General features: G+C 50.5%; 23 protein-coding genes, 3 tRNA genes and 1 pseudogene. 17 read left to right on the top strand and 10 right to left on the bottom strand.

Annotated elements, in window-relative coordinates:
• Nucleotides 1-12: 12 nt before the first annotated feature.
• Nucleotides 13-1,182 (top strand): MFS transporter, encoded by a 1,170-nt coding sequence (locus WN16_RS12890; RefSeq protein WP_044700627.1) that lies wholly within the window; start codon nucleotides 13-15, stop codon nucleotides 1,180-1,182.
• A gap of 43 nt (nucleotides 1,183-1,225) precedes the next feature.
• Here WN16_RS12890 and WN16_RS12885 read toward each other — a convergent pair.
• Nucleotides 1,226-1,301 (bottom strand) — tRNA-Asn (locus WN16_RS12885).
• Between the two features lie 160 nt (nucleotides 1,302-1,461).
• Between WN16_RS12885 and WN16_RS12880 the strand changes: the two genes are divergently transcribed.
• A complete protein-coding gene (locus WN16_RS12880; protein ID WP_003846749.1) occupies nucleotides 1,462-2,949 on the top strand; it encodes an EmmdR/YeeO family multidrug/toxin efflux MATE transporter in 1,488 nt (495 codons plus the stop codon).
• 99 nt (nucleotides 2,950-3,048) lie between these two features.
• Nucleotides 3,049-3,124 (top strand) — tRNA-Asn (locus tag WN16_RS12875).
• 140 nt (nucleotides 3,125-3,264) lie between these two features.
• On the opposite strand, the gene cbl is transcribed toward WN16_RS12875, so the two are convergent.
• Both cbl and nac read right to left on the bottom strand, forming a co-directional pair.
• On the bottom strand, nucleotides 3,265-4,215 hold the full coding sequence (cbl, locus tag WN16_RS12870) for an HTH-type transcriptional regulator Cbl (RefSeq protein ID WP_003846751.1): 951 nt from the start codon (nucleotides 4,213-4,215) through the stop codon (nucleotides 3,265-3,267).
• Between the two features lie 101 nt (nucleotides 4,216-4,316).
• Nucleotides 4,317-5,234 carry a nitrogen assimilation transcriptional regulator NAC gene (gene nac, locus WN16_RS12865; RefSeq protein ID WP_044700649.1) on the bottom strand — a complete coding sequence of 306 codons (918 nt, stop codon included), beginning with the start codon at nucleotides 5,232-5,234 and terminating at the stop codon, nucleotides 4,317-4,319.
• A gap of 326 nt (nucleotides 5,235-5,560) precedes the next feature.
• Here nac and WN16_RS12860 point away from each other — a divergent pair.
• A tRNA-Asn gene (locus WN16_RS12860) sits at nucleotides 5,561-5,636 on the top strand.
• A 48-nt stretch (nucleotides 5,637-5,684) separates the two neighbouring features.
• Here the strand turns inward: WN16_RS12860 and WN16_RS24525 are convergent.
• The 3 genes and pseudogenes from WN16_RS24525 to WN16_RS12845 form a co-directional block, all read right to left on the bottom strand.
• Nucleotides 5,685-5,912 (bottom strand): annotated as a pseudogene (locus WN16_RS24525) (type II toxin-antitoxin system PemK/MazF family toxin); the annotation flags it as partial.
• Between the two features lie 183 nt (nucleotides 5,913-6,095).
• The gene (locus tag WN16_RS12850) at nucleotides 6,096-7,394 is read right to left on the bottom strand and encodes an anaerobic C4-dicarboxylate transporter (protein WP_044700652.1); all 1,299 of its coding nucleotides are present in this window, start codon (nucleotides 7,392-7,394) and stop codon (nucleotides 6,096-6,098) included.
• 107 nt (nucleotides 7,395-7,501) lie between these two features.
• Nucleotides 7,502-8,932 carry an aspartate ammonia-lyase gene (locus tag WN16_RS12845; protein ID WP_044700655.1) on the bottom strand — a complete coding sequence of 477 codons (1,431 nt, stop codon included), beginning with the start codon at nucleotides 8,930-8,932 and terminating at the stop codon, nucleotides 7,502-7,504.
• A 136-nt stretch (nucleotides 8,933-9,068) separates the two neighbouring features.
• Here WN16_RS12845 and WN16_RS12840 point away from each other — a divergent pair, with 136 nt between their 5' ends.
• The gene (locus tag WN16_RS12840; protein ID WP_044700656.1) at nucleotides 9,069-10,010 is read left to right on the top strand and encodes a LysR family transcriptional regulator; all 942 of its coding nucleotides are present in this window, start codon (nucleotides 9,069-9,071) and stop codon (nucleotides 10,008-10,010) included.
• A gap of 247 nt (nucleotides 10,011-10,257) precedes the next feature.
• Here WN16_RS12840 and WN16_RS12835 read toward each other — a convergent pair whose 3' ends face one another.
• Complete coding sequence (locus WN16_RS12835) at nucleotides 10,258-10,803, bottom strand: Imm42 family immunity protein (RefSeq protein WP_003840847.1); 546 nt, start codon at nucleotides 10,801-10,803, stop codon at nucleotides 10,258-10,260.
• A 63-nt stretch (nucleotides 10,804-10,866) separates the two neighbouring features.
• Nucleotides 10,867-11,097, bottom strand: a complete 231-nt coding sequence (locus WN16_RS12830; RefSeq protein ID WP_005120603.1) for a hypothetical protein — start codon at nucleotides 11,095-11,097, stop codon at nucleotides 10,867-10,869.
• Between the two features lie 245 nt (nucleotides 11,098-11,342).
• On the opposite strand from WN16_RS12830, the gene WN16_RS12825 reads away from it, so the two are divergent.
• The 8 genes from WN16_RS12825 (at nucleotide 11,343) to fecE (ending at nucleotide 20,106) form a co-directional block, all read left to right on the top strand.
• Nucleotides 11,343-12,326, top strand: coding sequence for an alpha/beta fold hydrolase (locus tag WN16_RS12825; RefSeq protein ID WP_044700660.1), 984 nt, complete (start codon nucleotides 11,343-11,345; stop codon nucleotides 12,324-12,326).
• A gap of 220 nt (nucleotides 12,327-12,546) precedes the next feature.
• Nucleotides 12,547-13,068, top strand: a complete 522-nt coding sequence (fecI, locus tag WN16_RS12820; RefSeq protein WP_032936172.1) for a ferric citrate uptake sigma factor FecI — start codon at nucleotides 12,547-12,549, stop codon at nucleotides 13,066-13,068.
• Nucleotides 13,065-14,018 carry a ferric citrate uptake sigma factor regulator FecR gene (fecR, locus tag WN16_RS12815; RefSeq protein ID WP_044700662.1) on the top strand — a complete coding sequence of 318 codons (954 nt, stop codon included), beginning with the start codon at nucleotides 13,065-13,067 and terminating at the stop codon, nucleotides 14,016-14,018. The genes fecI and fecR overlap by 4 nt, the downstream gene beginning before the upstream one ends.
• Before the next feature lie 86 nt (nucleotides 14,019-14,104).
• Nucleotides 14,105-16,429 (top strand): TonB-dependent Fe(3+) dicitrate receptor FecA, encoded by a 2,325-nt coding sequence (gene fecA / locus WN16_RS12810; protein WP_047715725.1) that lies wholly within the window; start codon nucleotides 14,105-14,107, stop codon nucleotides 16,427-16,429.
• A 58-nt stretch (nucleotides 16,430-16,487) separates the two neighbouring features.
• Nucleotides 16,488-17,390, top strand: a complete 903-nt coding sequence (locus WN16_RS12805; protein ID WP_032936179.1) for a Fe(3+) dicitrate ABC transporter substrate-binding protein FecB — start codon at nucleotides 16,488-16,490, stop codon at nucleotides 17,388-17,390.
• Nucleotides 17,387-18,385, top strand: coding sequence for an iron-dicitrate ABC transporter permease FecC (fecC, locus tag WN16_RS12800; protein ID WP_032936181.1), 999 nt, complete (start codon nucleotides 17,387-17,389; stop codon nucleotides 18,383-18,385). The genes WN16_RS12805 and fecC overlap by 4 nt, the downstream gene beginning before the upstream one ends.
• Entirely contained in the window at nucleotides 18,382-19,338 is a 957-nt protein-coding gene (gene fecD / locus WN16_RS12795) for a Fe(3+) dicitrate ABC transporter permease subunit FecD (protein ID WP_032936183.1), read from the top strand. Before fecC ends, fecD begins: the two co-directional genes overlap by 4 nt.
• Nucleotides 19,339-20,106 carry a Fe(3+) dicitrate ABC transporter ATP-binding protein FecE gene (fecE, locus tag WN16_RS12790; RefSeq protein ID WP_003036301.1) on the top strand — a complete coding sequence of 256 codons (768 nt, stop codon included), beginning with the start codon at nucleotides 19,339-19,341 and terminating at the stop codon, nucleotides 20,104-20,106. It begins immediately after the preceding gene.
• Nucleotides 20,107-20,196: 90 nt separating this feature from the next.
• Here the strand turns inward: fecE and WN16_RS24695 are convergent, their stop codons facing one another.
• Nucleotides 20,197-20,331 carry an AraC family transcriptional regulator N-terminal domain-containing protein gene (locus WN16_RS24695; RefSeq protein ID WP_224769972.1) on the bottom strand — a complete coding sequence of 45 codons (135 nt, stop codon included), beginning with the start codon at nucleotides 20,329-20,331 and terminating at the stop codon, nucleotides 20,197-20,199.
• A gap of 417 nt (nucleotides 20,332-20,748) precedes the next feature.
• On the opposite strand from WN16_RS24695, the gene WN16_RS12780 reads away from it, so the two are divergent.
• Complete coding sequence (locus WN16_RS12780; protein ID WP_048241212.1) at nucleotides 20,749-21,369, top strand: histidine phosphatase family protein; 621 nt, start codon at nucleotides 20,749-20,751, stop codon at nucleotides 21,367-21,369.
• A 176-nt stretch (nucleotides 21,370-21,545) separates the two neighbouring features.
• Here the strand turns inward: WN16_RS12780 and WN16_RS12775 are convergent, their stop codons facing one another.
• Nucleotides 21,546-21,767: a hypothetical protein gene (locus WN16_RS12775; RefSeq protein WP_003036289.1), complete on the bottom strand. Its 222-nt coding sequence runs from the start codon at nucleotides 21,765-21,767 to the stop codon at nucleotides 21,546-21,548.
• 97 nt (nucleotides 21,768-21,864) lie between these two features.
• On the opposite strand from WN16_RS12775, the gene WN16_RS12770 reads away from it, so the two are divergent.
• The 3 genes from WN16_RS12770 to WN16_RS12760 all read left to right on the top strand — a co-directional run bounded on the left by WN16_RS12770 (nucleotide 21,865) and on the right by WN16_RS12760 (nucleotide 25,202).
• Nucleotides 21,865-22,068, top strand: coding sequence for a hypothetical protein (locus WN16_RS12770; RefSeq protein ID WP_032936188.1), 204 nt, complete (start codon nucleotides 21,865-21,867; stop codon nucleotides 22,066-22,068).
• 244 nt (nucleotides 22,069-22,312) lie between these two features.
• Nucleotides 22,313-23,629 carry a shikimate transporter gene (gene shiA, locus WN16_RS12765; protein ID WP_003036285.1) on the top strand — a complete coding sequence of 439 codons (1,317 nt, stop codon included), beginning with the start codon at nucleotides 22,313-22,315 and terminating at the stop codon, nucleotides 23,627-23,629.
• 118 nt (nucleotides 23,630-23,747) lie between these two features.
• Nucleotides 23,748-25,202 carry an AMP nucleosidase gene (locus tag WN16_RS12760; protein ID WP_003836722.1) on the top strand — a complete coding sequence of 485 codons (1,455 nt, stop codon included), beginning with the start codon at nucleotides 23,748-23,750 and terminating at the stop codon, nucleotides 25,200-25,202.

The raw sequence follows: 25,202 nt of genomic DNA, 5'->3' as shown, positions 1-25,202 counted from the left end.
AAAGGATCACTAATGGAAGTCGCGCAAAAAGGGCGCTGGGCTGTTACAACATTATTTTCAGTGAATGGGTTTGTAACCGGTGCCTGGGCAGTACAAATTGCCCAACTGGTTTCACGCTTTCACATTACTGATAAAGTAATTGGCCACCTGATATTGATTTTCGGGCTTGGCGCATTATTTATGATGCCGATGTCCGGCATGGCCATGGAAAAATACGGCTCACAGCGTGTCGTGCGCATTTTTTCCATTGCGGCATCCGTCGCCCTTATTCCTGTTGGATTCGCACCTGATATCTACTGGTTAGCACCAGTGCTATTTTTGCTGGGTGCTATGATTGGAGCAATGAACGTCGCAATGAACTCGAATGCCGTGGCAGTCGAAAAAGCACTGTCACGCACGGTGTTATCTTCATGTCACTGTTTCTGGAGCATTGGGCTTTTCATTTCAGGTCTTATTGGGGGGTATCTGGTTAAGCAATTCGGCTTTCTCATGCACCTGTTTTTAATTAGTGCTATTTCCTTAGCGATCACGCTGTCGGTATATCCACATATCATCAAAGATAAATCGATAAAAATAAAACGGTTAATCAAAGGAAAGCAGCCACATCGCTCATGCACGATCTACTTTATAGGCGTTATTGCCCTGCTCGCCATGATCCCGGAATGTGCTGTTGTGGACTGGTCGTCACGTTATTTATTGAAAAATCTCAATGCGACTACAGAAACGGCAAGCCTTTCCTTTGCCTGCTTTGCGGGAACAATGGCAATCTTTCGCTTCATGGGAGACTTCATTCGTAACCGCTTTAATGCCATTCTCGTGATGCGCTCATCCAGTCTGTTAGCTGGAATTGGGCTGCTGGCAGCCGCAATGGCTAGTCATCCCTGGCAAGCCACCGTTGCCTTCGCTATTGCCGGTATTGGCATAGCCAATCTGGTACCGATTGCTTTTTCCGCTGCGGGAAACCAGCCTGATATCTCGACCAACACGGGAATGAGCATCGTCACCACGATCGGTTATCTGGGTACGCTACTGGCCCCTGCACCTATAGGCCTGGTGGCTGAAATCACAGGTTTTCCTGCTGTATATACCGGGATGGCCGCCATGTTGGGCATGATTATGCTGCTTGCTCCCCTGATTAGGGTAAAGGCCAGCGTCAAATTTGATGCCAATTTGACGCGTTGAAAACAAAAAGCCTGCTTAGTTTCCTAAGCAGGCTTCTTAAATATGGCTCCTCTGACTGGACTCGAACCAGTGACATACGGATTAACAGTCCGCCGTTCTACCGACTGAACTACAGAGGAATCGTAGTGGAGGCTTATCTTAGCGGCGAAAAAATTTTTGTCAAACCTCATTTCTTCGAATGCGAATCAATTGATGCTTCTCTCGACAGTTTGTTGCATTTACAGACATTTTAAATAGAAAAAACTTTGCAGCTTTTTTGATTCTCCCTCATCATTTGAAATGAGGTTTCAACTTTCTTCGTTAAGGTCCACTTTGAACGTCTCCGCTGCCTTACGCCAGGTCGCTTCCCGCACGCCCTGGTATGCCAAACGCAAGAGTTATAAGGTTCTCTTTTGGCGCGAAATCACTCCGCTGGCTGTCCCCATTTTCCTGGAAAACACCTGTGTGCTATTGATGGGTGTTCTGAGTACCTTCCTGGTAAGCTGGTTGGGAAAAGAAGCAATGGCCGGTGTCGGACTCGCCGACAGTTTTAATATGGTCATCATGGCATTTTTCGCCGCCATCGATCTGGGTACCACCGTAGTTGTAGCATTTAGCCTCGGGAAACGAGATCGTCGACGGGCCAGAGCCGCAGCCAGACAATCGCTGGTGATCATGACAATTTTTGCTACCGTGCTGGCAGCGGTCATTCACTATTTTGGTCAACAGATTATTGACGTTGTCGCAGGTGAAGCAACGCCAGACGTTAAAGCTTTGGCACTTACCTATCTGGAGCTGACGGTGCTCAGCTACCCGGCGGCAGCCATTGCGCTGATCGGCAGTGGCGCACTACGTGGAGCCGGAAATACTAAAATACCGTTGTTGATAAACGGCGGTATGAACATCCTGAATATCATCATCAGTAGCATCCTGATTTACGGGATCTTTTCCTGGCAAGGTCTGGGATTTGTGGGAGCAGGCCTGGGACTGACCATTTCGCGCTACATCGGGGCGATTGCCATCATCTGGGTACTGATGATTGGTTTTAACCCCGCGCTGCGAATTCCCTTCAAAAGCTATTTTAAGCCACTCAATCTCGCCATTATATGGGAAGTGATGGGGATCGGCATTCCGGCAAGTATCGAGTCGGTGCTGTTCAACGGCGGTAAACTTTTGACGCAGATGTTTGTTTCAGGCATGGGAACCAGCGTTATCGCCGGGAACTTTATTGCATTTTCTATCGCCGCGCTTATCAATTTACCGGGGAATGCTTTAGGTTCCGCGTCGACAATCATTACCGGCAGGCGTCTGGGAAATGGCCAGATTGCCCAGGCTGAAATCCAGCTACGGCATGTGTTCTGGCTGTCGACGATTGGGCTAACGGCAATTGCCTGGCTAACCGCACCTTTCGCCGGGGTGATGGCCTCATTTTATACCCACGATCAGGATGTAAAAGAGGTCATAGTCATCCTGATTTGGCTCAACGCAGCATTTATGCCGATATGGGCAGCCTCCTGGGTGTTACCAGCGGGCTTTAAAGGTGCGCGAGATGCACGTTTTGCTATGTGGGTATCGATGCTGGGCATGTGGGGCTGCCGCGTAGTCGCGGGCTACACTCTGGGTATCGTATTAGGATGGGGAGTTGTCGGCGTTTGGTTAGGTATGTTCTTCGACTGGGCCGTGCGCGCCGCGTTATTTTACTGGCGTATGGTCACAGGCCGCTGGTTGTGGAAATACCCACGCCCCGAACGCGAAAAGTGCATAAAACAACCGGTTGCGTCTGAATAATCGGCGAAATGAGGAATATTTCAGCAAACGATCGCATTTATCCATTCAGGCTTTGACAACGCTGAGCGGCATCGCTAATATTCGCCTCGTTCAAACGATTCCTCTGTAGTTCAGTCGGTAGAACGGCGGACTGTTAATCCGTATGTCACTGGTTCGAGTCCAGTCAGAGGAGCCATATTTAAGAAGCCTGCTCAGGAAACTAAGCAGGCTTTTTGCTTTTCTGCGATCCCATTAGCCAGGTAGAGCGCTTCACTTCACACCCAGGCTTTTCCATACTGGCGACGATAGAAGCCCGTTTCTCACGGGCTTTTATTGTTAAATCTGATAATCAATCACCGCTTCATCTGGCTCCATCGCCTGACGCTTAATTTCATCGACGGATAACCCTGCGTTGCATAGCTCGATGAATCGCCAGACGTAGTTGCGCTGCAGTTGTCCGCGTTTAAGCCCTAGCCAAACGGTATTTGCATCAAACAAATGCCGGGTATCCAGACGGGTTAACGTCCCCTCTTCCTGCTCGCCGCTGGATTGCTCTGCCACCAGCCCAATCCCCAATCCCAGTGACACGTAAGTTTTAATCACATCCGAGTCCTGGGCACTGAGAATAATATCAGGTATCAGCCCCTTGCGAGCAAACGCCTCATCGATGCGGGAACGCCCTGTAATCCCCTGACGATAGGTAATTAACGGCCAGTGAGCGATGGACTCCAGCGTTAGCGGAGAAGCCTTCACTAATGGATGGTCCTGAGGAACAAGCAGGCTGTGGTGCCAACGAAACCAGGGAAAAGCCACCAACAATGGATCGCTGCTCAGCCGCTCACTGGCAATTCCGATATCTGCCCCGCCATTTTGTAGCAGGACATCAATCTCCTGTGGTGTGCCCTGAATAAGTTCCAGACGCACCTCAGGGAACAGCTCACGAAAGGCTTTTATCACCGCAGGCAAGCTATAGCGTGCCTGCGTATGCGTGGTGGCAATCGTCAAAACGCCGGACGTATCATTGGTAAACAGATCCGCCAGTCGACGAACATTGCTGGCCTCATTCAGAATACGTTCGGCAATGATCAGCAAGGCTTTACCCGGTTCAGTCATGCCCAACAGGCGTTTACCGCGACGGATAAAAATTTCGATGCCAAGTTCATCTTCAAGTTCACGAATGTGTCGGCTGACGCCCGACTGCGAGGTGTACAGTATATTCGCGACCTCCGTCAGGTTGTAATCCTGACGGGCCGCCTCGCGGATTATTTTGAGTTGCTGGAAATTCACGTTTCACTCCGGGCACATCAGACATTACGCTATTGTTAAAGTCTGATGCCCGGCATAACAAATAATAAAAACCTGCATCTTATTCCTCGCGGGAATAAGGTTTAGCTGACCAGCTGCAGTTCGCGATTTTCCAGCGCCGGACGGCTAACCAGCGATAGCAGGATCTCCTTCACTGCCTGCGCCTGGGGCGATAAGCTCCCTCTGGCTGATACGTTCAACGATAATGGCAGATTCATCGATGGGGTTGTGATGCGCGCCATCCAGCCGTTCGCTGCATTGCATAATGAACGGGCGGCCGACTCGGGCAACACTGTGACGCCCATACCACTGGCAATGGCGGCCGTCAGGGTGGAGATAGACTCAATTTCGCCAATCACTTTAGCCGTTAAGCGACGTAGCGAAAAAGCTTCATCCACGCGCAGGCGAACCGCGCTGTAATCCCGTGGCAAGAATAAATTCATCTGCGCCACCGCGGCTAAATCGACGCTTTGCCCCGGACACTCACGCGTGCCGACCAGATACAGATCCTCTTTAAGCAACGGTTGACTGCTGATGCCCGCCACGGGTGAACGCTCATAGAGCACTGCCATATCTAATTGCCCGCTGAGCAGCTTGTCATTCAGCACTGCCCCACTGTTTTCATGCAGATAGACCTGCACATCAGGCAGTTCGGCACGTAGCGTCTGTAATAACGGCATGGTAATGGATGACGCTGCTGTCCCCGGCGCAAGGCCGATAGAGACCAGGCCTGTCAAGGTCTGTCCCACGTTATTAACCGCAAGTTGCGCTTGTTCACACTGACGTAAAATCGTCCGGGCGTGGGTATATAACACTTTTCCTGCTTCCGTCGGCGTGACGCCACGCTTGGTACGAATCAGCAATTGTTGATCAAGCTCACCTTCCAGCGTTGCGACCTGCTGGCTCAGCGCGGGTTGCGCAATGTGCAATACTTCCGCTGCCTGGGTCAGGCTACCAATATCGACGATTTTCACGAAATATTTCAGTCGTCTAAAGTTCATTTTGCCTCCTGTCGGAATACCAGAACCCGTGCTGGCAGTCATTGAATTCAGGATTGCAAGATACTTGCCACTTTCGTCTAAAACGGTGTTTTATGGTTAAAGCCGCACAAAGTCAGGAGTAAAAGCGAAGGAAGATCATTCTGCACACCTAAATATCTCATTCAGGCTGCCCTGGAAGAGGTAGACACGCACCAGAATGGGGCAAAAGCATAAAAAGACGGAAAGATCGCCGCTTTGCTGATTTTGTCAGCAAACGAACACACAAATGTATTTACCCCTTTGACAAGCCTCACCACCCTCGCTAATATGCGCCTCGTTCAAACGATTCCTCTGTAGTTCAGTCGGTAGAACGGCGGACTGTTAATCCGTATGTCACTGGTTCGAGTCCAGTCAGAGGAGCCATATTTAAGAAGCCTGCTCAGGAAACTAAGCAGGCTTTTTGCTTTTATGCTATTGCTCATTGCGCATATCAAAGCCACAGCTCAGTCTGGCCAACACTTCATTCATAATGACCGCAGGTATTTGTTCCAGGCGCTTGCCGTTCCGAGGTTCCATATCAATAGTTCTGGACTGATCACGGCGAATAACGCCCGTCGTTTTAGTGCCCGCATCATCCAGTTAAACGCTAAAACCAGCAGCACGAGCAAAGTTTCCGTCACCTGTGACAGGAACAACAACAAATTGAGGTGTCCGATTCTCGCTCACAGCAGACTTTAAACTCACCCAGTACGTCCGATCTGTGCCAGGAGCGGACGTTGTTTTTGATAGCTATTAAGCTATGAATCACTGTTAATCTGTAAATGATAAAATTTTTTATATTGCATCTTACTATTTCCTATATCTGATTGATAATAATATAAATTAAAGAATAATTTTTGCCAGGGCAAAACCGATTGGGACTGCAACTAATATAGAGATACAGCCTGGTAAAAAGAATGGATGATTAATTATCTTAGAACCATTCCACCGTTTACTTAAAAATGAGCCAGTATCATCAGTTGCAATTGCAAATGCAGTTGTTGGGTAAATGTTAGTGAGATAGAGTGCACTAACAGCGACGAAGCTGGCTAAAATAGCATCAGCGCTAATACCAATAGAGGCGGCAATAGGCATCAATAAAGCACATGTTGCGCCCTGACTGAATAACATTGCGCTGGTACAGAAAAAAACTACCGCCAGTAGCCCCGGATACATACGTAACATATCACTGGCTTGTATTTTTATCTCATCGATATGTGCGCCAATAAGCGTACTGCTTAACCACACAATACCTAACACCACAACCAGTGATTCAGCACCAGATTTAAATATAGGTGTATTCTTCAGTTCTTTCATATCAAGTTTACAGATAAAGACAATTAATGTAGAAACAACAAACATGGTGATGATTATTAGATCACGAGAATTAATCGCATGCCCAATAACCGATTTAAACAGCAACATACAAACTACAAATATAACACCAACCAAAAAAATGATTACCGAAGATTTAGCCCCTGAGGGAACTCCGTTGTTGATATGCTTATTTATAATAATTTTGTTTTCTTGCATAACTTTTTTACAAATGGGGTCATCAGCCAAATTTTCACCTTGTCTGCTGGCGATAAAAGCTGCAACCAGCATAGCAAAAAAAGCTGTGGGAAAAACAATCAACATAGCATCACCAAAACTGACTCCCATTACCTCAACAGTACCATACATAATTGCTGTAGCTGCAGAGATTGGTGAGGCTGTAATTCCTAACTGCGAAGCAACAACAGCTGAACTTAATGGTTGGCTGGGCCTAATACCGTTATCTTTTGCAACTTCCTGAATCACATTCATGACTGACATAGCGGTATATCCCGTACCGGAAAGTACCGTCAGGAAAAAGGTCACTGTTGGCGCAAGAATATTAAGATAACCTGGATTATTACGTAATAATTTCTCTGTCAGAGTTACTAAATAATCCATTCCGCCAGCCTGTTGCATTGCAGAGAGCGCTACAATGGTGGACAGAATAATGAGCATGACGTCGACAGGCGGAGTCCCTACCGGAACATCAAAAATAAAAACTGAAATTGCTAATCCAACCCCACCAGCAAACCCTACTCCAATTCCCCCCCAACGGGCGGCAACCATGATAGTCCCCAGCAATAAAACGACATGAAACATTACCATATAATTATCCTGTTTTTATATTTATTTCACGCGAAGTGGATGCCAAGGTAATGAATTTTTACATTCATTACCTCAAGTCAAAACTAATTATTTATTAAATCGGGTTACTACAAAATATTCATTTCTTTTTGATACCGCTTAATCACTGCTGTACTTTTTTGTGGGTCAGTCATATTCATTGGATCAAGCAAGTAATCTGCCTGTTCTGGTGTTAACAGATTTTCTGCTAACACGACCTGCTTTACACTGGTCTGCTGCTGAAATGCAGCTTTGGCGATCCTAGATCCTACCTGATAGCCAAATAATGTGGAGATGATAGTCGCAAGCGCTGTACTTTCCTCTGCATAACGGGCGCTCACTTTTTCGTTGATCGCAATATCCTTCAGGCACTTATCAATAAATAACGGTATCCCTTTACTTAATAATGAGCAGGATTCAAAGAGAACTTTTAACAACACAGGTTCCCACACGTTCAGATCAAGCTCACCGCCCTCCACAGCCATCGTCACAGTTACGTCATTACCAATCACCTGATACGCAATTTGATTTATCAATTCAGGTATTACAGGATTAATTTTTCCCGGCATAATTGAAGAGCCCGGTTGGACAGCAGGGACAATAATTTCATTAAACCCCGCTCTTGGTCCTGAACCTTGTATACGAAAATCGGTAGCCATTTTGGAGAGAAACGCAGCTATTTTTTTTAGCTGTGCGGAAAATTCAATATAAAAATCACCGTGCTGAAGACCGTCAAAGAAATCCGATTCTGGCGTGTATTTATCGCCAGTAATGATTTCCAGCCACTGATAAACTGCCGGGATATATCCTTCGTGAGTGGACAGGCCTGTGCCTATAGCTGTCGCGCCCAATGGTAAAAACAAAGCTTCTTCGCTTACTTCAGCCATTTTTGCTCTAAGTTTGCTGACCTGCGTGCGATAAGCGCCAAACTGCTGGCCAAACGTCATCGGCACTGCATCTTGTAAGCAGGTTCTCCCTAACTTCACCTTGTCAGAAAACAGAAAACTTTTTTCTGACAGTACCGCTTCAAGTTCTTCTAATTGAATTAACAATTGATTAATATTCATACGGCTGGTCATTTTCATCGCCGCAGGGATGACGTCATTCGTTGACTGCCCCATGTTAACGTGGGTATTTGGGTGAATCTCATCATATCCGCGTTTGCCAGTGATTAGCTCATTGGCCCGGTTTGCGACTACTTCATTCATGTTCATATTGGTTGAAGTGCCGCCTCCCCCCTGAAAAATATCAATAGGAAAATGGGCATCAAAATCACCGGCCATTACCTCTTTCAACGCAATAACGATGGCTGACGCTTTCTTTTCATCCAGCGCACCAATTTGTCTGTTAGCCTCTGCTGCCGCTTGCTTGATTGAGGCGATAGACCATAAAAAGTGTGGAATTTCTCCAGCTGTTTTTCCTGACACGGAGAAATTCAGCACCGCACGTTGTGTTTGAATACCATAATAGGCCTCATCTGGCACCATTAAAGTTCCTAATAGATCTTTTTCTTCACGCATATCCGTTTCTCTTGTGTATTAAGGTTGCCTATACATTAATTTAGCGATGTAACAGATAGTTTGAAGTAGCTCAAAGAAAAAATACCATTTAAAAGTTAAATAGATACTATTAAAAAATGTAATACTAAGGGGCAAAATGAAGGATATTAACTTTGATTTTAAGCAATTGCAGGCATTTTTAGCCGTGATAGACACTGGATCATTTACAGCCGCAGCAAGGAAACTGAATGTGACTCAGTCATCAATTTCGCAGCAGGTTGCAAACCTGGAGCTAGGATTAAATACTGCTCTAGTCAACCGTTCACAGCGACCAATCCAGATGACGATAGCCGGACAAGCACTCTATCCGTTAGGAAAAAAAATTATTGATAACGGCGTCCACCTGCAAGAACGTATCAATGCAATAAGCGACGGACATATTTCAAATCTGAAAATTGGGTTTGTGGATTCAATTAGCAAAACCGTTGGACTGGATATCCTGAAATTCCTGCAACCACAGGTGAAGCATATTTTTCAGGTGACTGGCACAGCATCCGGATTACTCCAGGCACTTAATAATGGGAATATTAATCTTGCTGTAACCATGCTGTATACTGAAATGCCACCCAATGTTAGAATGTACCCTTTGATTGAGGAAGAGTTTCTATGTATTTGCCCCAAAGCATGGCCGGAAACAGAGCTGGAAGAATTATGTAAACAGCGGAACTACATTGCTTATACCCAAAATACGCCAACGGGAATCCAGACACTTAACTGGCTGAAATGGCAAAACTTTTCCCCCACCATTCAGTTTGAAATGGACAATGCTGATGAAATATTGAAACTAATATCCTGTGGTTACGGGTGGACGTTAACGACACCGTTGTTCATTACTACTATTCCTGCTTTTTCTAACTCGCTGAAGATTATCCAGATCAAAAAGCGTAAAGAGCATCGCAAAATTGTTCTGCTGTGCAAGAATGATGAGTTCTCAGTTTTTTATAAAAATATGGCGTTTGAGATTCGTTCGATATTGGAAACGAAACTGGAGCAGGAGTTTTACAACCAACTGGATTTGGATGATAATTTGCCATCATAGATATGCACACGAACATAACAGATCTCAAATCCAATGTCCGCTCCTCGCTCACAGCGGACCTTCACCTCAGTGACCTAGTCCGCTTCGTGCCAGGAGCGGAAGTTTGCAACATGGTTTGTGCCCATTGAGTAGAGGAATTTCGTGCATATTTAAGCTGAATACTGGGCGTTACAAACACCCTCGCTGTGATTTTCTCAGATGAGGATATAAGTGGTTTAAATGCAAAATCCCTAGCCCTTGAATGTCATTAACGATCTATTTGTAATAAAGAAGTGGTATATTCCTTAAAGCTTGAAATTATTTTATTAATTTCGATTTTTTCTATAGTTATATCTTCTATAACAGGGTGCTTTATATCTTGCCAAACGCGTCTCTCACCATGTGAGACTAATTCAGATACCTTACCACCTAAGATTCTAACGAAATTTTTGTTCGAAACGGCAAAAAAACATGCTCCAGATTCTAAAATGATCGTGGGTGAAGCATTGAACTTACAAATTCCATCAGGATATTCATCCTCTGACGTGGGCTGTGGGTAAGCCATTTTATACAGATATTCAAAAGCTTTATCCGTAGATGCATTAAATATTTCATCATCACATGGCATAGCTATAAGAGCATTTTCAGAATCAATAACATCATCATAATCAACGAATAAGGTCGATGTGCGGATATCATTAGGATACATACTCCCGTTCAAAAAGAAATAAAAAAAACCATTTTTTATAGAATCGCCCCACTGCGGAACGTATTCAATCCAGATTGCAAAGCGATAGGGATCACCAAAAATCATAATATTCCTTTACCGAATAGTTGATCGATTTAGAGAAGTTCTGTTCGAAGCACATCAATGCTCTTAAGAATTTATGGTCTTTTTATATAGTAACCACTCATCCCAGGCATTTTTCGCATCAATATCGGGATAGCCTCGGCTTTCGATCATGTCCTTGGCAATCTCAGCAGGTAACTCAATAGCAGTAGCATCATCACGGATTGACTCAACATCCTCTCGTGTCAATTCTCGTCCGAAGTCCTTCTCTTTGGCTTCAAGCAGCACAACAAGGGCAGGAATAAACACAATAGCCATGATTTGCAATACTCCGTAAATGATTAAATTTAATTCATTTTGGCATAGATATCATGTCAATACATACCTTATAGCCACTGCATAACTGGAAAAATTTTATGTTTGAGTTCGTTCGTGAGGTGTAAACGTCCGCTCCTCGCTCACAGCGGACTTTTCTATCGCCGCTGATGTATTAATCAATGGAGAGCAGGCCATATTTATAATATAAATTGACGGGTACGCTGAATTTTACAGGAACATCTCCGATGAATATTGCCGCCTCAATTGCCCTTTTGGGCGCCTGCCCATTTGTGAGTCTGGCGGCAGTACCAGTGACCTTTTCCGAAACTGTCCTGGATGCCGCTGGACCAAAAGGGCCTTTAAAAGGCACATTACTCACCCCGAATTCAAAACCAACAGCCGTTGTTCTTATCGTTCCTGGCTCCGGGCCGACCGATCGGGATGGAAACAACCCGCTTGGAGTGAATGCATCGCCTTACCGACTTCTTGCTGAAGGCCTGGCGGCTAAAGGCTTTGCGACGCTTCGTATCGACAAACGTGGAATGTTCGCTAGCGCAATGGCCGTAGAGGATGCCAACGCGGTGACGATTGCTAACTATGTTGACGACGTTCGATCCTGGGTAGACGTGCTTAGACGTCACATGCACACTCCCTGTATTTGGGTTTTAGGACACAGCGAAGGGGGCGTAGTCGCACTTGCCTCGGCTCAAGAAGAGGATGTGTGCGGCGTGGTTCTTATCGCAACGCCCGGGAGACCGATGGGCGAGGTGTTGAGGGGGCAACTTAACGCTAATCCGGAAAACGAAATGCTATTAAAGCAGGCACTGCCGATAATTGATGCCCTGGAGAATCGGCGGCGAGTCGATATTACGAATATGCACCCAGCACTACAAAGTCTCTTTAATCCTGCGGTTCAGGGGTTTTTGATCAATGCGTTTTCATATAATCCGGGTCATCTCATTTCGAGTATCTCCAAACCCGTGTTAGTGCTACAAGGGCAACGCGACCTCCAGGTGGAAGAAACGGATGCAAGACTGCTTAAGGCCGCGAATCCTCAAGCGTCCCTGGTTGTACTGCCCAATATGAACCATGTTATGAAAGAGGTGACTTCGGACGATCGCAAAGCGAATATCGCAACATACGCTGAACCCGCGCTCCCCTTAGCTCCCGGTTTAATCGACTCGATTGAGCATTTCCTGATCCGCAACTCACCTTTTCCCGAAAAGTAACAGCTGCTCCACGCTCACAGCAGGCATGGTCAGATGTCATTCCAACCGTCACATGCCTTAAGCAGACTCCCTCTTCCCCTTCCGATATCCACCTCAGAACATTTTTATAAATAACAACGCATTAAGAAGTTCAACGTAATACAATTATATTTCCAATTGTAATGATAACCATTCTCATATTACTATAATCGCGTGATAATTAACTTTTGATACATTCCGCATGTCTGACCACGCCACTACCACTGCTTCCTTTACGCTCGAGTCGCTTTATGGCGCACATCACGGCTGGCTGAAAAGCTGGCTGACGCGCAAACTCCAGTCCGCCTTTGATGCAGATGACATTGCCCAGGACACTTTTCTACGGGTAATGGGCAGCGGGCCGCTCTCGACGATCCGCGATCCGCGTTCCTTTCTGTGCACTCTCGCCAAACGGGTGATGGTCGACCTGTTTCGCCGAAACGCGCTGGAAAAAGCCTATCTGGAGATGCTGGCGCTTATGCCGGAAAATCTCGCGCCTTCGCCCGAGGAACGCGAGAGTCAGCTCGAAACCCTGCAACTCATCGACAGCATGCTTGACGGGCTGAGCGGAAAAACACGCGAAGCGTTTCTCCTTTCGCAGCTGGATGGTCTGACCTACAGCGAAATAGCGCTAAAGCTCGGTGTTTCGGTCAGTTCAGTGAAAAAATATATGGCAAAGGCTATCGAACATTGTCTGCTGTTTCGTCTGGAGCACGGTCTGTGAACGCTTCTATCACCGATTCTCGCCGTCAGGCTTTGCGCTCGGCATCACACTGGTATGCTGTATTGAGCGGCGAGCGTGTCAGCCCACAGCAGGAAGCACGCTGGCAACAATGGTATGAAGAGGACAAAGATCATCAGTGGGCCTGGCAACAGGTTGAAAACCTGCGCAGCCAGCTCAGCAGCGTTCCGGGCGATATCGCCAGCCGGGCGCTGCACGATACGCGTCTTACCCGTCGTCATGTCATGAAAGGGCTACTGCTGCTGCTCGGCGTGGGCGGCGGCTGGCAGCTCTGGCAATCTGAAGCCGGAGAAGGTCTGCGCGCAGACTACCGCACCGCCAAAGGGGCTGTCAGCCATCAGCGGCTGGACGATGGCTCGCTGCTGACGCTCAACACGCAAAGCGCCGCGGACGTTCGTTTTGATACGCGTCAACGCGCTGTCCATCTCTGGTACGGCGAAATTGCTATTACTACCGCAAAAGACGCGCAGCAGAGACCTTTCCACGTTGTGACCCGCCAGGGCCTGCTCACCGCGTTAGGCACAGAATTTACCGTCTACCAGCAGGACAACGTAACACGCGTTACCGTTCAACAACACGCGGTTGAAGTCTTACTGGCAAACCGTCCGCAGGAAAAACGCATCGTCAGCGCTGGCGAGAGCCTGCAGTTTAGCGCGTCTGAATTTAGTGCAATTACCTCAGCGGATGATGAAAGCGCCGCCTGGACGCAGGGCATTCTGAGCTTTAGCGATAAACCTCTGGGTGAAGTGATTGCCACGCTGAGCCGTTATCGCAACGGCGTGCTGCGTTGCGATCCGGCGGTGGCCGGGCTGCGCCTGAGTGGCACTTTCCCGCTGAAAAATACCGATGCGATTCTGGATATTATTGCCCAGACACTTCCAGTGAAAATTCAGACTATTACGCGATACTGGGTCAATATTTTGGCACTGTAAGAAAAATAATTCTCATTTTCATTGTCCTTTTTCCCCTTCTCATTCGACTCATAGCTGAACACAACAAAAATGATGATGGAGAAGGTATGACGCCTTTACGCGTTTTTAGCAAAACAACACCTTTGGTTAACGCCATTCGCCTGAGCCTGCTGCCGCTGGCTGGGCTCTCGTTATCCGCTTTCGCAGCGCAGATTGATATTGCACCAGGCTCACTCGATAAAGCGCTAAACCAATATGCCGCACGCAGCGGAATTACCCTGTCTGTTGACGCCAGCCTGACGCGCGGCAAACAGAGTAACGGTCTTCACGGTGACTACGATGTTGAGAGTGGTTTGCAGCAGCTGCTGAACGGTAGCGGCCTGCAGGTGAAACCACTAGGTAATAACAGCTGGACACTGGAGCACGCACCAACACCGCAAGAAGATTCCCTGACCGTGGTGGGCGACTGGCTGGGCGATGCGCGCGAAAACGACGTATTCGAACATGCCGGCGCGCGTGACGTTATCCGCCGTGAAGATTTCGCCAAAACCGGCGCGACGACCATGCGCGAGGTGCTGAACCGCATTCCTGGCGTTACCGCCCCAGAAAACAACGGTACCGGTAGCCACGATCTGGCGATGAACTTTGGTATTCGCGGCCTGAACCCGCGCCTGGCCAGCCGTTCAACGGTACTGATGGACGGTATTCCGGTGCCGTTTGCCCCTTACGGCCAGCCGCAGCTTTCCCTGGCACCTGTTTCGCTCGGAAATATGGACGCCATCGATGTGGTGCGCGGCGGCGGTGCTGTGCGTTACGGGCCGCAGAGCGTGGGCGGCGTGGTGAACTTTGTCACCCGCGCCATTCCGCAAGACTTCGGGATCGAAGCCGGCATGGAAGGCCAGCTCAGCCCAACGTCCTCACAAAATAATCCCAAAGAGACGCACAACCTGATGGTGGGCGGCACGGCGGATAACGGTTTTGGTACCGCCCTGCTTTACTCCGGCACGCGCGGCAGCGACTGGCGCGAGCACAGCGCGACGCGCATCGACGACCTGATGCTGAAAAGCAAATATGCGCCGAACGACGTGCACACCTTCAACAGCCTGCTGCAATACTACGACGGAGAAGCCGACATGCCCGGCGGCCTGTCGCGCGCGGATTACAACGCCGACCGCTGGCAGTCCACGCGCCCTTACGATCGCTTCTGGGGGCGCCGCAAACTGGCAAGCCTCGGCTATCAGTTCCAGCCGGACAGCCAGCATAAATTCAATATTCAGGGCTTCTACACCGAAACCCTGCGTAGCGGCTACCTGGAACAGGGCAAACGCATCACCCTTTCACCGCGTAACTACTGGGTACGCGGCATTGAACCGCGCTACAGCCAGAGCTTTATGCTTGGCTCTTCCGCGCACGAAGTCGGAGTGGGATATCGCTATGTGAGCGAGTCGACGCATGAAATGCGTTATTACACCGCCACCAGCAGCGGACAACTCCCGTCCAGCGCTAGCCCTTACGATCGCGACACCCGTTCCGGTACCGAAGCGCACGCCTGGTATCTGGATGACAAAATCGACGTAGGCAACTGGACGATCACACCGGGTATGCGCTTTGAACATATCGAGTCATACCAGAACAACGCCATCAAAGGCACGCATGAGGAAGTGAGCTACAACGCCCCACTTCCGGCGCTAAACGTGCTCTATCACCTGACTGACAGCTGGAATCTTTATGCAAACACTGAAGGCTCATTCGGCACCGTACAGTACAGCCAAATTGGCAAGGCTGTGCAAAGCGGCAATGTGGAACCGGAAAAAGCGCGAACCTGGGAGCTCGGAACCCGATACGACGGTGGCGCGCTGACCGCGGAAATGGGGCTGTTCCTGATTAACTTTAATAATCAGTACGACTCCAACCAGACCAACGACACTGTAACCGCACGGGGTAAAACGCGCCATACCGGGCTGGAAACCCAGGCCCGCTATGACCTCGGCACGCTGACGCCAACGCTCGACAACGTTTCGGTCTACGCAAGCTATGCGTATGTGAACGCCGAGATCCGCGAGAAAGGCGACACCTACGGCAACCAGGTGCCGTTCTCGCCGAAACACAAAGGCACATTGGGCGTGGACTATAAACCGGGTAGCTGGACCTTCAACCTGAACAGCGATTTCCAGTCCAGCCAGTTTGCGGATAACGCCAACACCGTGAAAGAGAGCGCCGACGGCAGCACCGGCCGCATCCCGGGCTTCATGCTCTGGGGCGCACGCGTAGCTTATGATTTTGGTCCGCAAATGGCAGACCTGAACCTGGCGTTCGGCGTGAAAAATATCTTCGACCAGGCGTACTTCACCCGCTCTTATGACGACAACAACAAAGGCATCTACGCAGGCCAGCCGCGCACTCTGTATATGCAGGGGTCGTTGAAGTTCTAATTCACACCGATTTCGTAGGCCGGGTAAGCGCAGCGCCACCCGGCTTTCAGGAGCACCGATGTTCACATTTATCCGCACACTTTTCGCCGCTCTGCTGCTGGTCACCAGCCACGCTTTTGCAGCCACGGTTCAGGACGAACATGGCACCTTTACGCTTGATAAAACGCCACAGCGGATAGTGGTACTGGAGCTGTCGTTCGCGGACGCGCTGGCTGCCGTCGATGTTAGTCCGATCGGCATTGCCGACGATAACGATGCCACGCGCATTCTTCCTGAAGTTCGCGCCCATCTGAAACCCTGGCAGTCTGTCGGCACGCGTGCGCAGCCGAGTTTAGAAGCCATCAGCGCGCTGAAACCGGACCTGATCATTGCCGACAGCAGCCGTCATGCGGGTATTTTCAGCGCCTTACAGCAAATTGCACCGGTGCTGCTGCTGAAATCTCGCAATGAAACCTACGCTGAAAATCTTCAGTCTGCGGCCATCATCGGCGAGATTGTGGGCAAAAAGGCACAGATGCAGTCACGCCTGGCGAAACACAAACAACAGATGTCAGCGTGGGCCAGCCAGTTGCCAAAAGGCACGCAGGTGTTGTTTGGTACGTCCCGGGAGCAGCAGTTCAACCTGCACACGCAGGAGACCTGGACCGGGGGCGTCCTGACCTCTCTGGGGCTGAAGGTACCTGCGGCGATGGCGGGTGCGTCTATGCCGTCCATCGGCCTGGAGCAGTTGCTGGCGCTTAATCCTACATGGCTGCTGGTCGCACATTATCGCGAAGAGAGCATCGTCAAACGCTGGCAGCAAGACCCGCTGTGGCAGATGTTAACGGCTGCGCAAAAACAGCAGACGGCGTCGGTCGACAGTAACGCCTGGGCGCGGATGCGCGGCATTTTTGCGGCCGAACGTATTGCCAGCGACACGGTAAAAATCTTTCATCACCAGCCTTTATCCGATGTGAAATGACAGTTCTCAGACATCCGGCACTGCAATGGGGGCTGCCCCTTGCCGCGCTTATCGCAATTTTCTGGCTGAGTCTGTTTTGCTACTCGGCCATTCCTGTTTCTGGCGTTGATGCTATTCGCGCCCTGCTGCCGGGCCATACGCCGACGCTTGCACAAGCGCTGGTGCAAAACCTTCGTTTGCCGCGAAGCCTGGTCGCCATTCTGATCGGCGCAAGCCTGGCTCTCGCGGGAACGCTGCTGCAGACCCTGACGCATAATTCAATGGCCTCCCCTTCACTGCTCGGCATTAACAGCGGCGCGGCGCTGGCTATGGCACTGACCAGCGCGCTCAGCCCCGTGCCCGTTTCGGGTTACTCCATCTCCTTTATCGCCGCCTGTGGCGGCGGCGTAAGCTGGCTGCTGGTGATGACCGCAGGCGGCGGATTTCGCCACACCCAGGACAGAAACAAACTGATCCTCGCGGGCATCGCGTTCTCGGCGTTTTGCATGGCCCTGACCCGCATCACCCTGCTGCTGACGGAAGATCACGCTTACGGCATTTTATACTGGCTCGCGGGAGGCGTATCCCACGCACGCTGGCAGGAGTTCTGGCAGCTTTTCCCGGTGGTGGCAGTTGCTATACCGGTGGTGTTGCTGCTGGCCAATCAACTGAATCTGCTTAACGTCAGCGACAGCACCGCCCGCACGCTGGGGGTGAATCTGCCGAAGCTGCGTTTAATCATCAACATTCTGGTGCTGCTTCTGGTCGGTACCTGCGTCAGCGTGGCCGGCCCGGTGGCTTTTATCGGTCTGTTGATGCCGCATCTGGCTCGCTTCTGGGTAGGATTCGACCAGCGCAAGTTCCTGCCGATGAGCATACTGATGGGCGCCACGCTGATGCTAGTGGCGGATGTTCTGGCCCGCGCGCTGGCCTTCCCTGGCGAATTACCCGCGGGGGCTGTGGTGGCTCTGATTGGTGCGCCCTGCTTTGTCTGGCTGGTCAGGAGGCGTGGTTGAAAATTGTGTTAGTCATTTTTATCGCCCTCGCACTGGCAGGATTTTCGCTGTTGTCTCTACAAATGGGGGTGATCGCCGTTCCCTGGCGCGCCCTGCTGACCGACTGGCAGGCCGGGCGTGAGTATCATTACGTGTTAACGGCGTACCGCCTGCCGCGACTGCTGCTGGCGCTGTTTGTCGGTGCAGCCCTCGCGGTTGCAGGCGTTCTGGTACAAGGGATCGTGCGTAACCCTCTGGCGTCGCCGGATATTCTCGGCGTAAACCATGCCGCCAGCCTTGCCTCTGTGGGCGCACTGCTTCTCGTACCGTCACTGCCGGTGATTGCTCTGCCGCTGCTGGCCTTTGCCGGTGGCATGGTGGGCCTGATCCTGCTGAGAATGCTGGCGAACACCAGCCAGCCGATGAAGCTGGCACTCACGGGTATCGCGCTGTCTGCCTGCTGGGCCAGCCTGACGGACTGGCTGATGCTTTCGCGTCCGCAGGATGTGAACAGCGCTCTGCTGTGGCTAACCGGCAGCTTATGGGGCCGTGACTGGAGCTTTGTGAAGATTGCCGTCCCGCTGCTGATGTTGTTTCTGCCGCTGAGCCTGGTTTTTTGCCGCGATCTCGACCTTCTGGCACTGGGCGATGCGCGCGCCACCACGCTCGGTGTGTCGGTGCCGCGTATCCGGTTCCTGGCTTTGCTACTGGCCGTCGCCATGACATCTACCGGCGTGGCCGTCTGCGGCCCGATTAGCTTTATTGGTCTTGTGGTGCCGCATATGGTGCGCAGTATTACCGGTGGGCGTCACCGCTGGCTGCTGCCCATATCGGCCATGACAGGTGCGTTGCTGCTGGTGGTTGCCGACCTGCTGGCGCGAATTACTCATCCCCCGCTGGAGCTTCCGGCTGGCGTACTGACCGCCATTATCGGTGCACCGTGGTTTGTCTGGCTGCTTGTGAGAATGCGATAAATGACATTACGAACTGAAAATCTGACGGTCTGTTACGGTACAAACAAGATCCTTGATGGCGTTTCACTCGCCCTACCAGCGGGGAAGACAACCGCCCTGCTCGGCCCTAACGGCTGCGGGAAATCGACGTTGCTAAACTGTTTTTCACGGCTGTTAGCGCCGCAATCCGGTGGCGTATTTCTCGGCGATAATGCCATCAACACGCTCTCATCACGCCAGCTAGCCCGCAGGCTGGCGCTGCTGCCCCAGCACCATTTAACGCCAGAGGGGATCACCGTCCAGGAGCTTGTTTCGTACGGTCGCAACCCGTGGTTGTCACTCTGGGGGCGTCTCTCCGTTGAAGACAATGCGCGGGTCCAAGATGCTATGCACCAGACCCGGATCCAACATCTTGCCGACCGACGATTAACCGATCTTTCCGGCGGTCAGCGCCAGCGCGCCTTTCTGGCGATGGTCCTGGCCCAGAATACACCCGTCATACTACTCGATGAGCCAACCACCTATCTCGATATCAATCACCAGGTGGAACTGATGCGGTTAATGGGCGAACTCCGGGCTCAGGGGAAAACGGTGGTCGCAGTGCTGCACGACCTTAATCAGGCCAGCCGGTACTGCGATCATCTGGTGGTAATGGCGAACGGACATATTATGGCGCAAGGCACACCAGAAGCGGTGATGAACCCTGGATTGCTGAGAACCGTATTCAATGTGGATACGGAAATACACCCCGAACCAGTATCTGGTAGGCCGATGTGTGTAGTGAGGTAAATGACACAAGCTGTAATGGTACCATGGTCTCAACAGGTCGCCTGTCATATCACTTGCGCTGTGATGACTTCACCCTGCCCAGGTAACATTTCAACTGTTCTGAGCTGAATAATATTGCAGCGTTCTGTCATCAATCATCATGCGTTTAGGACCAGTCAAAACCATGTTAATCATCGGTTCATAAATTGCAGACAGGCGGTGTTCAGGGATTACCCTCAACACCATAGCAACCCGTGAAATGCAGGTTTCGGTACGCTGATTATCCGTGGCTAATGCAAGTTCTCGTAACTTCGGTAATTTTTGCATTTAACGAGTGATAACACGTCGCTGTATGCACAGCAAGAGAGGCAGGATAAAGGAAAAGCGAAGAGGATGGAGAAACGGGGAGACGCGTTAATTCATCTTTCCGCTTAATATTAACGGGCGCCGGGTTGCTTCATGCCAACGTCCGCTGAGTGCCAAAAGCGGAAGTTAACTACGGATAAAATTCAGCGCCTCACACCCAGAGCCGCTGCATAACGGCAATAAGCTACACTTGTTCATTATTTCCAAAACCGGAAAGCCTTCTGCTGCTTCAACGGTGTGTATTTTACATCGCGCTGTTGGGGCATTTTGAACAACAACGAGCATGGCCCGCTAACGATGAAATTGATACTTGTTCGACACGCAGAAACAGAGTGGAATTTGGACGGAATTATTCAGGGGCACAGCGATAGCTCCTTGACCTGTCGGGGTTTGCGTGAAACATCCGTCCTACTAGCAGCGTTTAGTGCAAGTGAATATCAAATAGAGCGTGTTTACGCTTCTCCGCTTGGACGTGCCTGGCAAATGGGGCAAAGCCTGGCTGAACACTTTCGCTGTTCACTGACGGCTGAACCGGCCCTTAAAGAGCAGGCCTTTGGTCAGTTTGAAGGTATGCCGTTAGAACTACTCAGACAAAAACATCCGAACGATTCAAATGCATTATTCAGGCTTGATGCAGAGTATTGTCCACCTGGGGGGGAGTCACTGGCGCATGCTTCTCAGCGAGTTATGCGTTTTTTACAAAACCTGGAAGATACTTCATCACATCAACAAACAATATGTATTGTGTCTCACGGGCATGTCAGTCAGGGCACTCTGGCAATTCTTAAAGAAGGGACTGTCAATAGTTTCCCTCGCTATGCTCACCCCAATGCAAGTTATTCTGTTATCGACCTGATTAATGGAAAATGTATCGGCCTAAAGTGGGGGATTGCTACACATTTACGTCACCTGAATTAGTGGTCACCTTGCAATCATTGAACACCCATCCTGCCAGAGCCATCATTATTATTTAAGCACAATGTCAGCCCCTCGCTCAAAGTTGCCCCTCAGCTCCACACCAGGTGTTGAGTAAACGCATCCGTGTAAGTGCACAATTTTCATGTGCCACTAAAGCAGTGTGTTCCCATCGACATTCAGTCAGCTTTATACGCCTGCCACTCGCGCCAGACATTCTCAGGATCAATATCGCGGTAGCCACGCTCTCTGATTATATCCTCGGCTGCTTCGGCCGGCAGGCGGATGGCTGTAGCACCATCGCGAATGGACTCAACCTCATCGCGGGTCAATTCCCGTCCTATGTCCTGTTCTTTATCAATCAGGACTACGATCAACGCAGGGATAAAAACAATCTTCATACTGACAAGCCTCTGAAATATTCGCATCCCACTGTATCACCGACAGTTTTGATATCATTCAGTAATCGTCAATTTATTACCAGGACGGGAATCATTCATGACATTACAAATCCGTGACGCCACACCGGCCGACGCGATGTTGCTTAATGCGCTGGGCTACCGCATCTACCGCGCACATTTTGAACAAAAGGTACTGGAGCTTCGCTTATATGTCCACGGAGATAACGGGCTTGCGATTCGTGCTTATGAGCGATGTGGTTTCACTGAATCTCCGTATACCATTATGAAAGTGGGTTTATAGCTTCCCCAAATACAGTAATCCTAATGCTCCGCCTGAAATCAGAATACTCCTGACAGGCCAAGATTCCACCAGATTCAGATTTTTCATTCATCTTATTTTTCATGTTGCCATCAGATGAGGGAGATAATCGTTTTCACTTCCCGTCTGTCGCGGTAATCTCATAACGGTCGTTAATATTGCGACTGCAATGTGTGTAACCCAACTCAAATACTAATAACTAAAAAACAGTACAGACAGGATAACTATGGATTCCACCCTCACCTCCACGGGTCCCCAACAGGACGCCTCTTCGCTTAACCGCGCACGACGCGCTGCGCTTGGCAGCTTCGCGGGTGCCGTGGTCGACTGGTATGATTTTCTGCTTTATGGCATTACTGCCGCACTGGTCTTTAACCGCGAGTTCTTCCCGCAAGTCAGCCCAGCGATGGGGACACTTGCCGCATTTGCTACCTTTGGCGTCGGATTTTTGTTCCGTCCGTTAGGCGGGGTGATCTTCGGCCACTTCGGCGATCGTCTGGGCCGTAAACGTATGCTGATGCTTACCGTCTGGATGATGGGTATTGCCACTGCGCTGATCGGGATTATTCCCTCTTTTGACACCATTGGCTGGTGGGCTCCCGTTCTGCTGGTGACGCTGCGTGCTATTCAGGGATTCGCCGTTGGCGGTGAATGGGGCGGCGCAGCGTTGCTCTCGGTCGAAAGCGCGCCGAAAAATAAAAAAGCCTTCTACAGCAGCGGCGTTCAGGTTGGTTACGGCGTCGGACTGTTACTTTCTACCGGTCTGGTCTCGCTGATTAGCTCGCAAACCACCGATGAGCAGTTCCTGAGTTGGGGCTGGCGTATTCCATTCCTGTTCAGCATCGTGCTGGTATTGGGCGCGTTGTGGATGCGTAACCGAATGGATGAATCGGCCGAATTCGAACAGCAGCAGCAGGCACCGCAACCAGAGAAAAAGAGACTACCGGTAGTCGAGGCATTAATCCGTCATCCAGGGGCGTTTTTGAAAATTATCGCTCTGCGCCTGTGTGAACTGCTGACGATGTATATCGTCACCGCGTTTGCCCTTAATTACTCCACGCAGAATCTGGGCTTACCTCGCGAACTGTTTCTGAATATCGGGTTGTTAGTTGGTGGACTGAGCTGTCTGACCATCCCCTGCTTTGCCTGGCTCGCCGACCGCTTTGGTCGCCGGCGCGTTTACATTACTGGCGCACTGGTCGGGACGCTTAGCGCATTCCCGTTCTTTATGGCGTTAGAAGCGCAATCCATTTTCTGGATCGTGTTCTTCGCGATTATGTTGGCCAACATTGCACACGATATGGTGGTCTGCGTACAGCAGCCTATGTTTACCGGTTTGTTTGGCGCAAGCTATCGCTACAGCGGCGCAGGCGTTGGTTATCAGGTAGCAAGCGTAGTTGGCGGCGGTTTTACCCCCTTCATTGCTGCTGCACTGGTAACATTCTCCGGCGGAGACTGGCACAGTGTAGCCATTTATCTGATGGCGGGTTGTCTTATTTCCGCGACTACAGCATTGCTGATGCGGGATAAGCAGCACGGTTAAGCCCGGGTGCGGAGGCCGTCCGGTCTTCGCGCAATCTTCCTCAACGTCTGACTTTTGTTTCACATTCCTGTGACATACTATCGGGAGAGCAGTACATCTGTGGAACAAGGAGACAGACATGAACAATAAGGGCTCCAGCCTGACCCCAACTCAGGCACTGGATAAACTGGACGCGCTGTACGAGCAGTCGGTTAAAGCACTGCGTAGCGCCATTGGTAAGTATATTGAAACAGGGACGCTCCCTGATGTAATCGCCCGCCATAACGGTCTTTTTGTTTACCCATCACTGTGTGTCACCTGGGATGGCATCGCCACCAATCCCCCGAAAACCCGAGCCTATGGGCGTTTTACCCATGCGGGCAGCTATACCACTACGATTACCCGTCCGTCGCTTTTTCGTCCGTATCTTGAAGAACAGCTCACGCTGCTGTATCAGGATTATGATGCGCATATCTCCGTCGAGCCGTCGCAGCATGAAATCCCCTATCCCTATGTGATTGACGGTTCAGAACTGACGCTGGATCGCTCGATGAGCGCCGGATTAACGCGCCATTTCCCCACCACTGAATTGTCGCAGATTGGTGACGAAACGGCAGACGGGATTTTTCATCCGGCGGAATTTTCTCCGCTGTCTCACTTCGATGCCCGACGCGTGGATTTTTCGCTGGCGCGACTACGTCATTACACGGGAACGCCGGTTGAACATTTTCAACCTTTTGTGCTGTTCACCAACTACACCCGCTACGTCGATGAGTTTGTGCGTTGGGGTTGCAGCCAGATCCTCGACCCGGACAGCCCATATATCGCGCTCTCTTGTGCGGGCGGGATCTGGATCACCGCCGAAACCGAAGCGCCAGAAGAAGCCATCTCCGATCTCGCCTGGAAGAAACACCAGATGCCCGCCTGGCATTTAATCACGGCTGACGGTCAGGGGATCACGCTGGTCAATATCGGCGTTGGCCCGTCTAACGCCAAAACCATTTGCGATCATCTGGCCGTACTGCGTCCTGACGTCTGGCTGATGATTGGTCACTGCGGTGGTCTGCGTGAAAGTCAGGCGATTGGCGACTATGTTCTGGCCCATGCTTATCTGCGTGACGACCACGTGTTGGATGCCGTACTACCGCCGGATATTCCGATTCCGAGCATTGCGGAAGTACAACGCGCCCTGTATGACGCCACCAAAGAAGTCAGCGGTATGCCCGGTGAAGAAGTTAAACAGCGCTTGCGTACCGGTACTGTCGTCACCACCGACGATCGTAACTGGGAGCTACGCTATTCCGCTTCTGCGCTGCGTTTCAACCTCAGTCGCGCGGTGGCTATCGATATGGAAAGCGCCACCATCGCCGCTCAGGGATACCGTTTCCGCGTTCCGTACGGCACGCTGCTGTGCGTTTCCGACAAGCCGCTGCACGGTGAGATCAAACTACCTGGTCAGGCCAACCGTTTTTATGAAGGTGCTATTTCTGAGCATCTGCAAATAGGTATCCGGGCTATCGATCGTCTGCGTGCTGAAGGCGACCGACTGCACTCCCGTAAATTACGTACATTCAACGAACCGCCGTTCCGTTAA

Source organism: Citrobacter sp. ABFQG, assembly GCF_004322975.1.
GTDB lineage: Bacteria > Pseudomonadota > Gammaproteobacteria > Enterobacterales > Enterobacteriaceae > Citrobacter > Citrobacter freundii.
This window is presented reverse-complemented; position numbering and strand designations above follow the sequence as displayed.

What these genes read in the sequence shown, in the direction of transcription:
- WN16_RS12890 (WP_044700627.1), top strand. Translation starts at nt 13, where the DNA reads ATGGAAGTCGCGCAAAAAGGGCGCTGGGCTGTTACAACATTATTTTCA.
- WN16_RS12880 (WP_003846749.1), top strand. Translation starts at nt 1,462, where the DNA reads ATGAGGTTTCAACTTTCTTCGTTAAGGTCCACTTTGAACGTCTCCGCT.
- nac (WP_044700649.1), bottom strand. Translation starts at nt 5,234, where the DNA reads ATGAACTTTAGACGACTGAAATATTTCGTGAAAATCGTCGATATTGGT.
- WN16_RS12850 (WP_044700652.1), bottom strand. Translation starts at nt 7,394, where the DNA reads ATGGTAATGTTTCATGTCGTTTTATTGCTGGGGACTATCATGGTTGCC.
- WN16_RS12845 (WP_044700655.1), bottom strand. Translation starts at nt 8,932, where the DNA reads ATGCGTGAAGAAAAAGATCTATTAGGAACTTTAATGGTGCCAGATGAG.
- WN16_RS12840 (WP_044700656.1), top strand. Translation starts at nt 9,069, where the DNA reads ATGAAGGATATTAACTTTGATTTTAAGCAATTGCAGGCATTTTTAGCC.
- WN16_RS12835 (WP_003840847.1), bottom strand. Translation starts at nt 10,803, where the DNA reads ATGATTTTTGGTGATCCCTATCGCTTTGCAATCTGGATTGAATACGTT.
- WN16_RS12830 (WP_005120603.1), bottom strand. Translation starts at nt 11,097, where the DNA reads ATGGCTATTGTGTTTATTCCTGCCCTTGTTGTGCTGCTTGAAGCCAAA.
- WN16_RS12825 (WP_044700660.1), top strand. Translation starts at nt 11,343, where the DNA reads ATGAATATTGCCGCCTCAATTGCCCTTTTGGGCGCCTGCCCATTTGTG.
- fecI (WP_032936172.1), top strand. Translation starts at nt 12,547, where the DNA reads ATGTCTGACCACGCCACTACCACTGCTTCCTTTACGCTCGAGTCGCTT.
- fecA (WP_047715725.1), top strand. Translation starts at nt 14,105, where the DNA reads ATGACGCCTTTACGCGTTTTTAGCAAAACAACACCTTTGGTTAACGCC.
- WN16_RS12805 (WP_032936179.1), top strand. Translation starts at nt 16,488, where the DNA reads ATGTTCACATTTATCCGCACACTTTTCGCCGCTCTGCTGCTGGTCACC.
- fecC (WP_032936181.1), top strand. Translation starts at nt 17,387, where the DNA reads ATGACAGTTCTCAGACATCCGGCACTGCAATGGGGGCTGCCCCTTGCC.
- fecE (WP_003036301.1), top strand. Translation starts at nt 19,339, where the DNA reads ATGACATTACGAACTGAAAATCTGACGGTCTGTTACGGTACAAACAAG.
- WN16_RS24695 (WP_224769972.1), bottom strand. Translation starts at nt 20,331, where the DNA reads ATGGTGTTGAGGGTAATCCCTGAACACCGCCTGTCTGCAATTTATGAA.
- WN16_RS12780 (WP_048241212.1), top strand. Translation starts at nt 20,749, where the DNA reads ATGAAATTGATACTTGTTCGACACGCAGAAACAGAGTGGAATTTGGAC.
- WN16_RS12775 (WP_003036289.1), bottom strand. Translation starts at nt 21,767, where the DNA reads ATGAAGATTGTTTTTATCCCTGCGTTGATCGTAGTCCTGATTGATAAA.
- WN16_RS12770 (WP_032936188.1), top strand. Translation starts at nt 21,865, where the DNA reads ATGACATTACAAATCCGTGACGCCACACCGGCCGACGCGATGTTGCTT.
- shiA (WP_003036285.1), top strand. Translation starts at nt 22,313, where the DNA reads ATGGATTCCACCCTCACCTCCACGGGTCCCCAACAGGACGCCTCTTCG.
- WN16_RS12760 (WP_003836722.1), top strand. Translation starts at nt 23,748, where the DNA reads ATGAACAATAAGGGCTCCAGCCTGACCCCAACTCAGGCACTGGATAAA.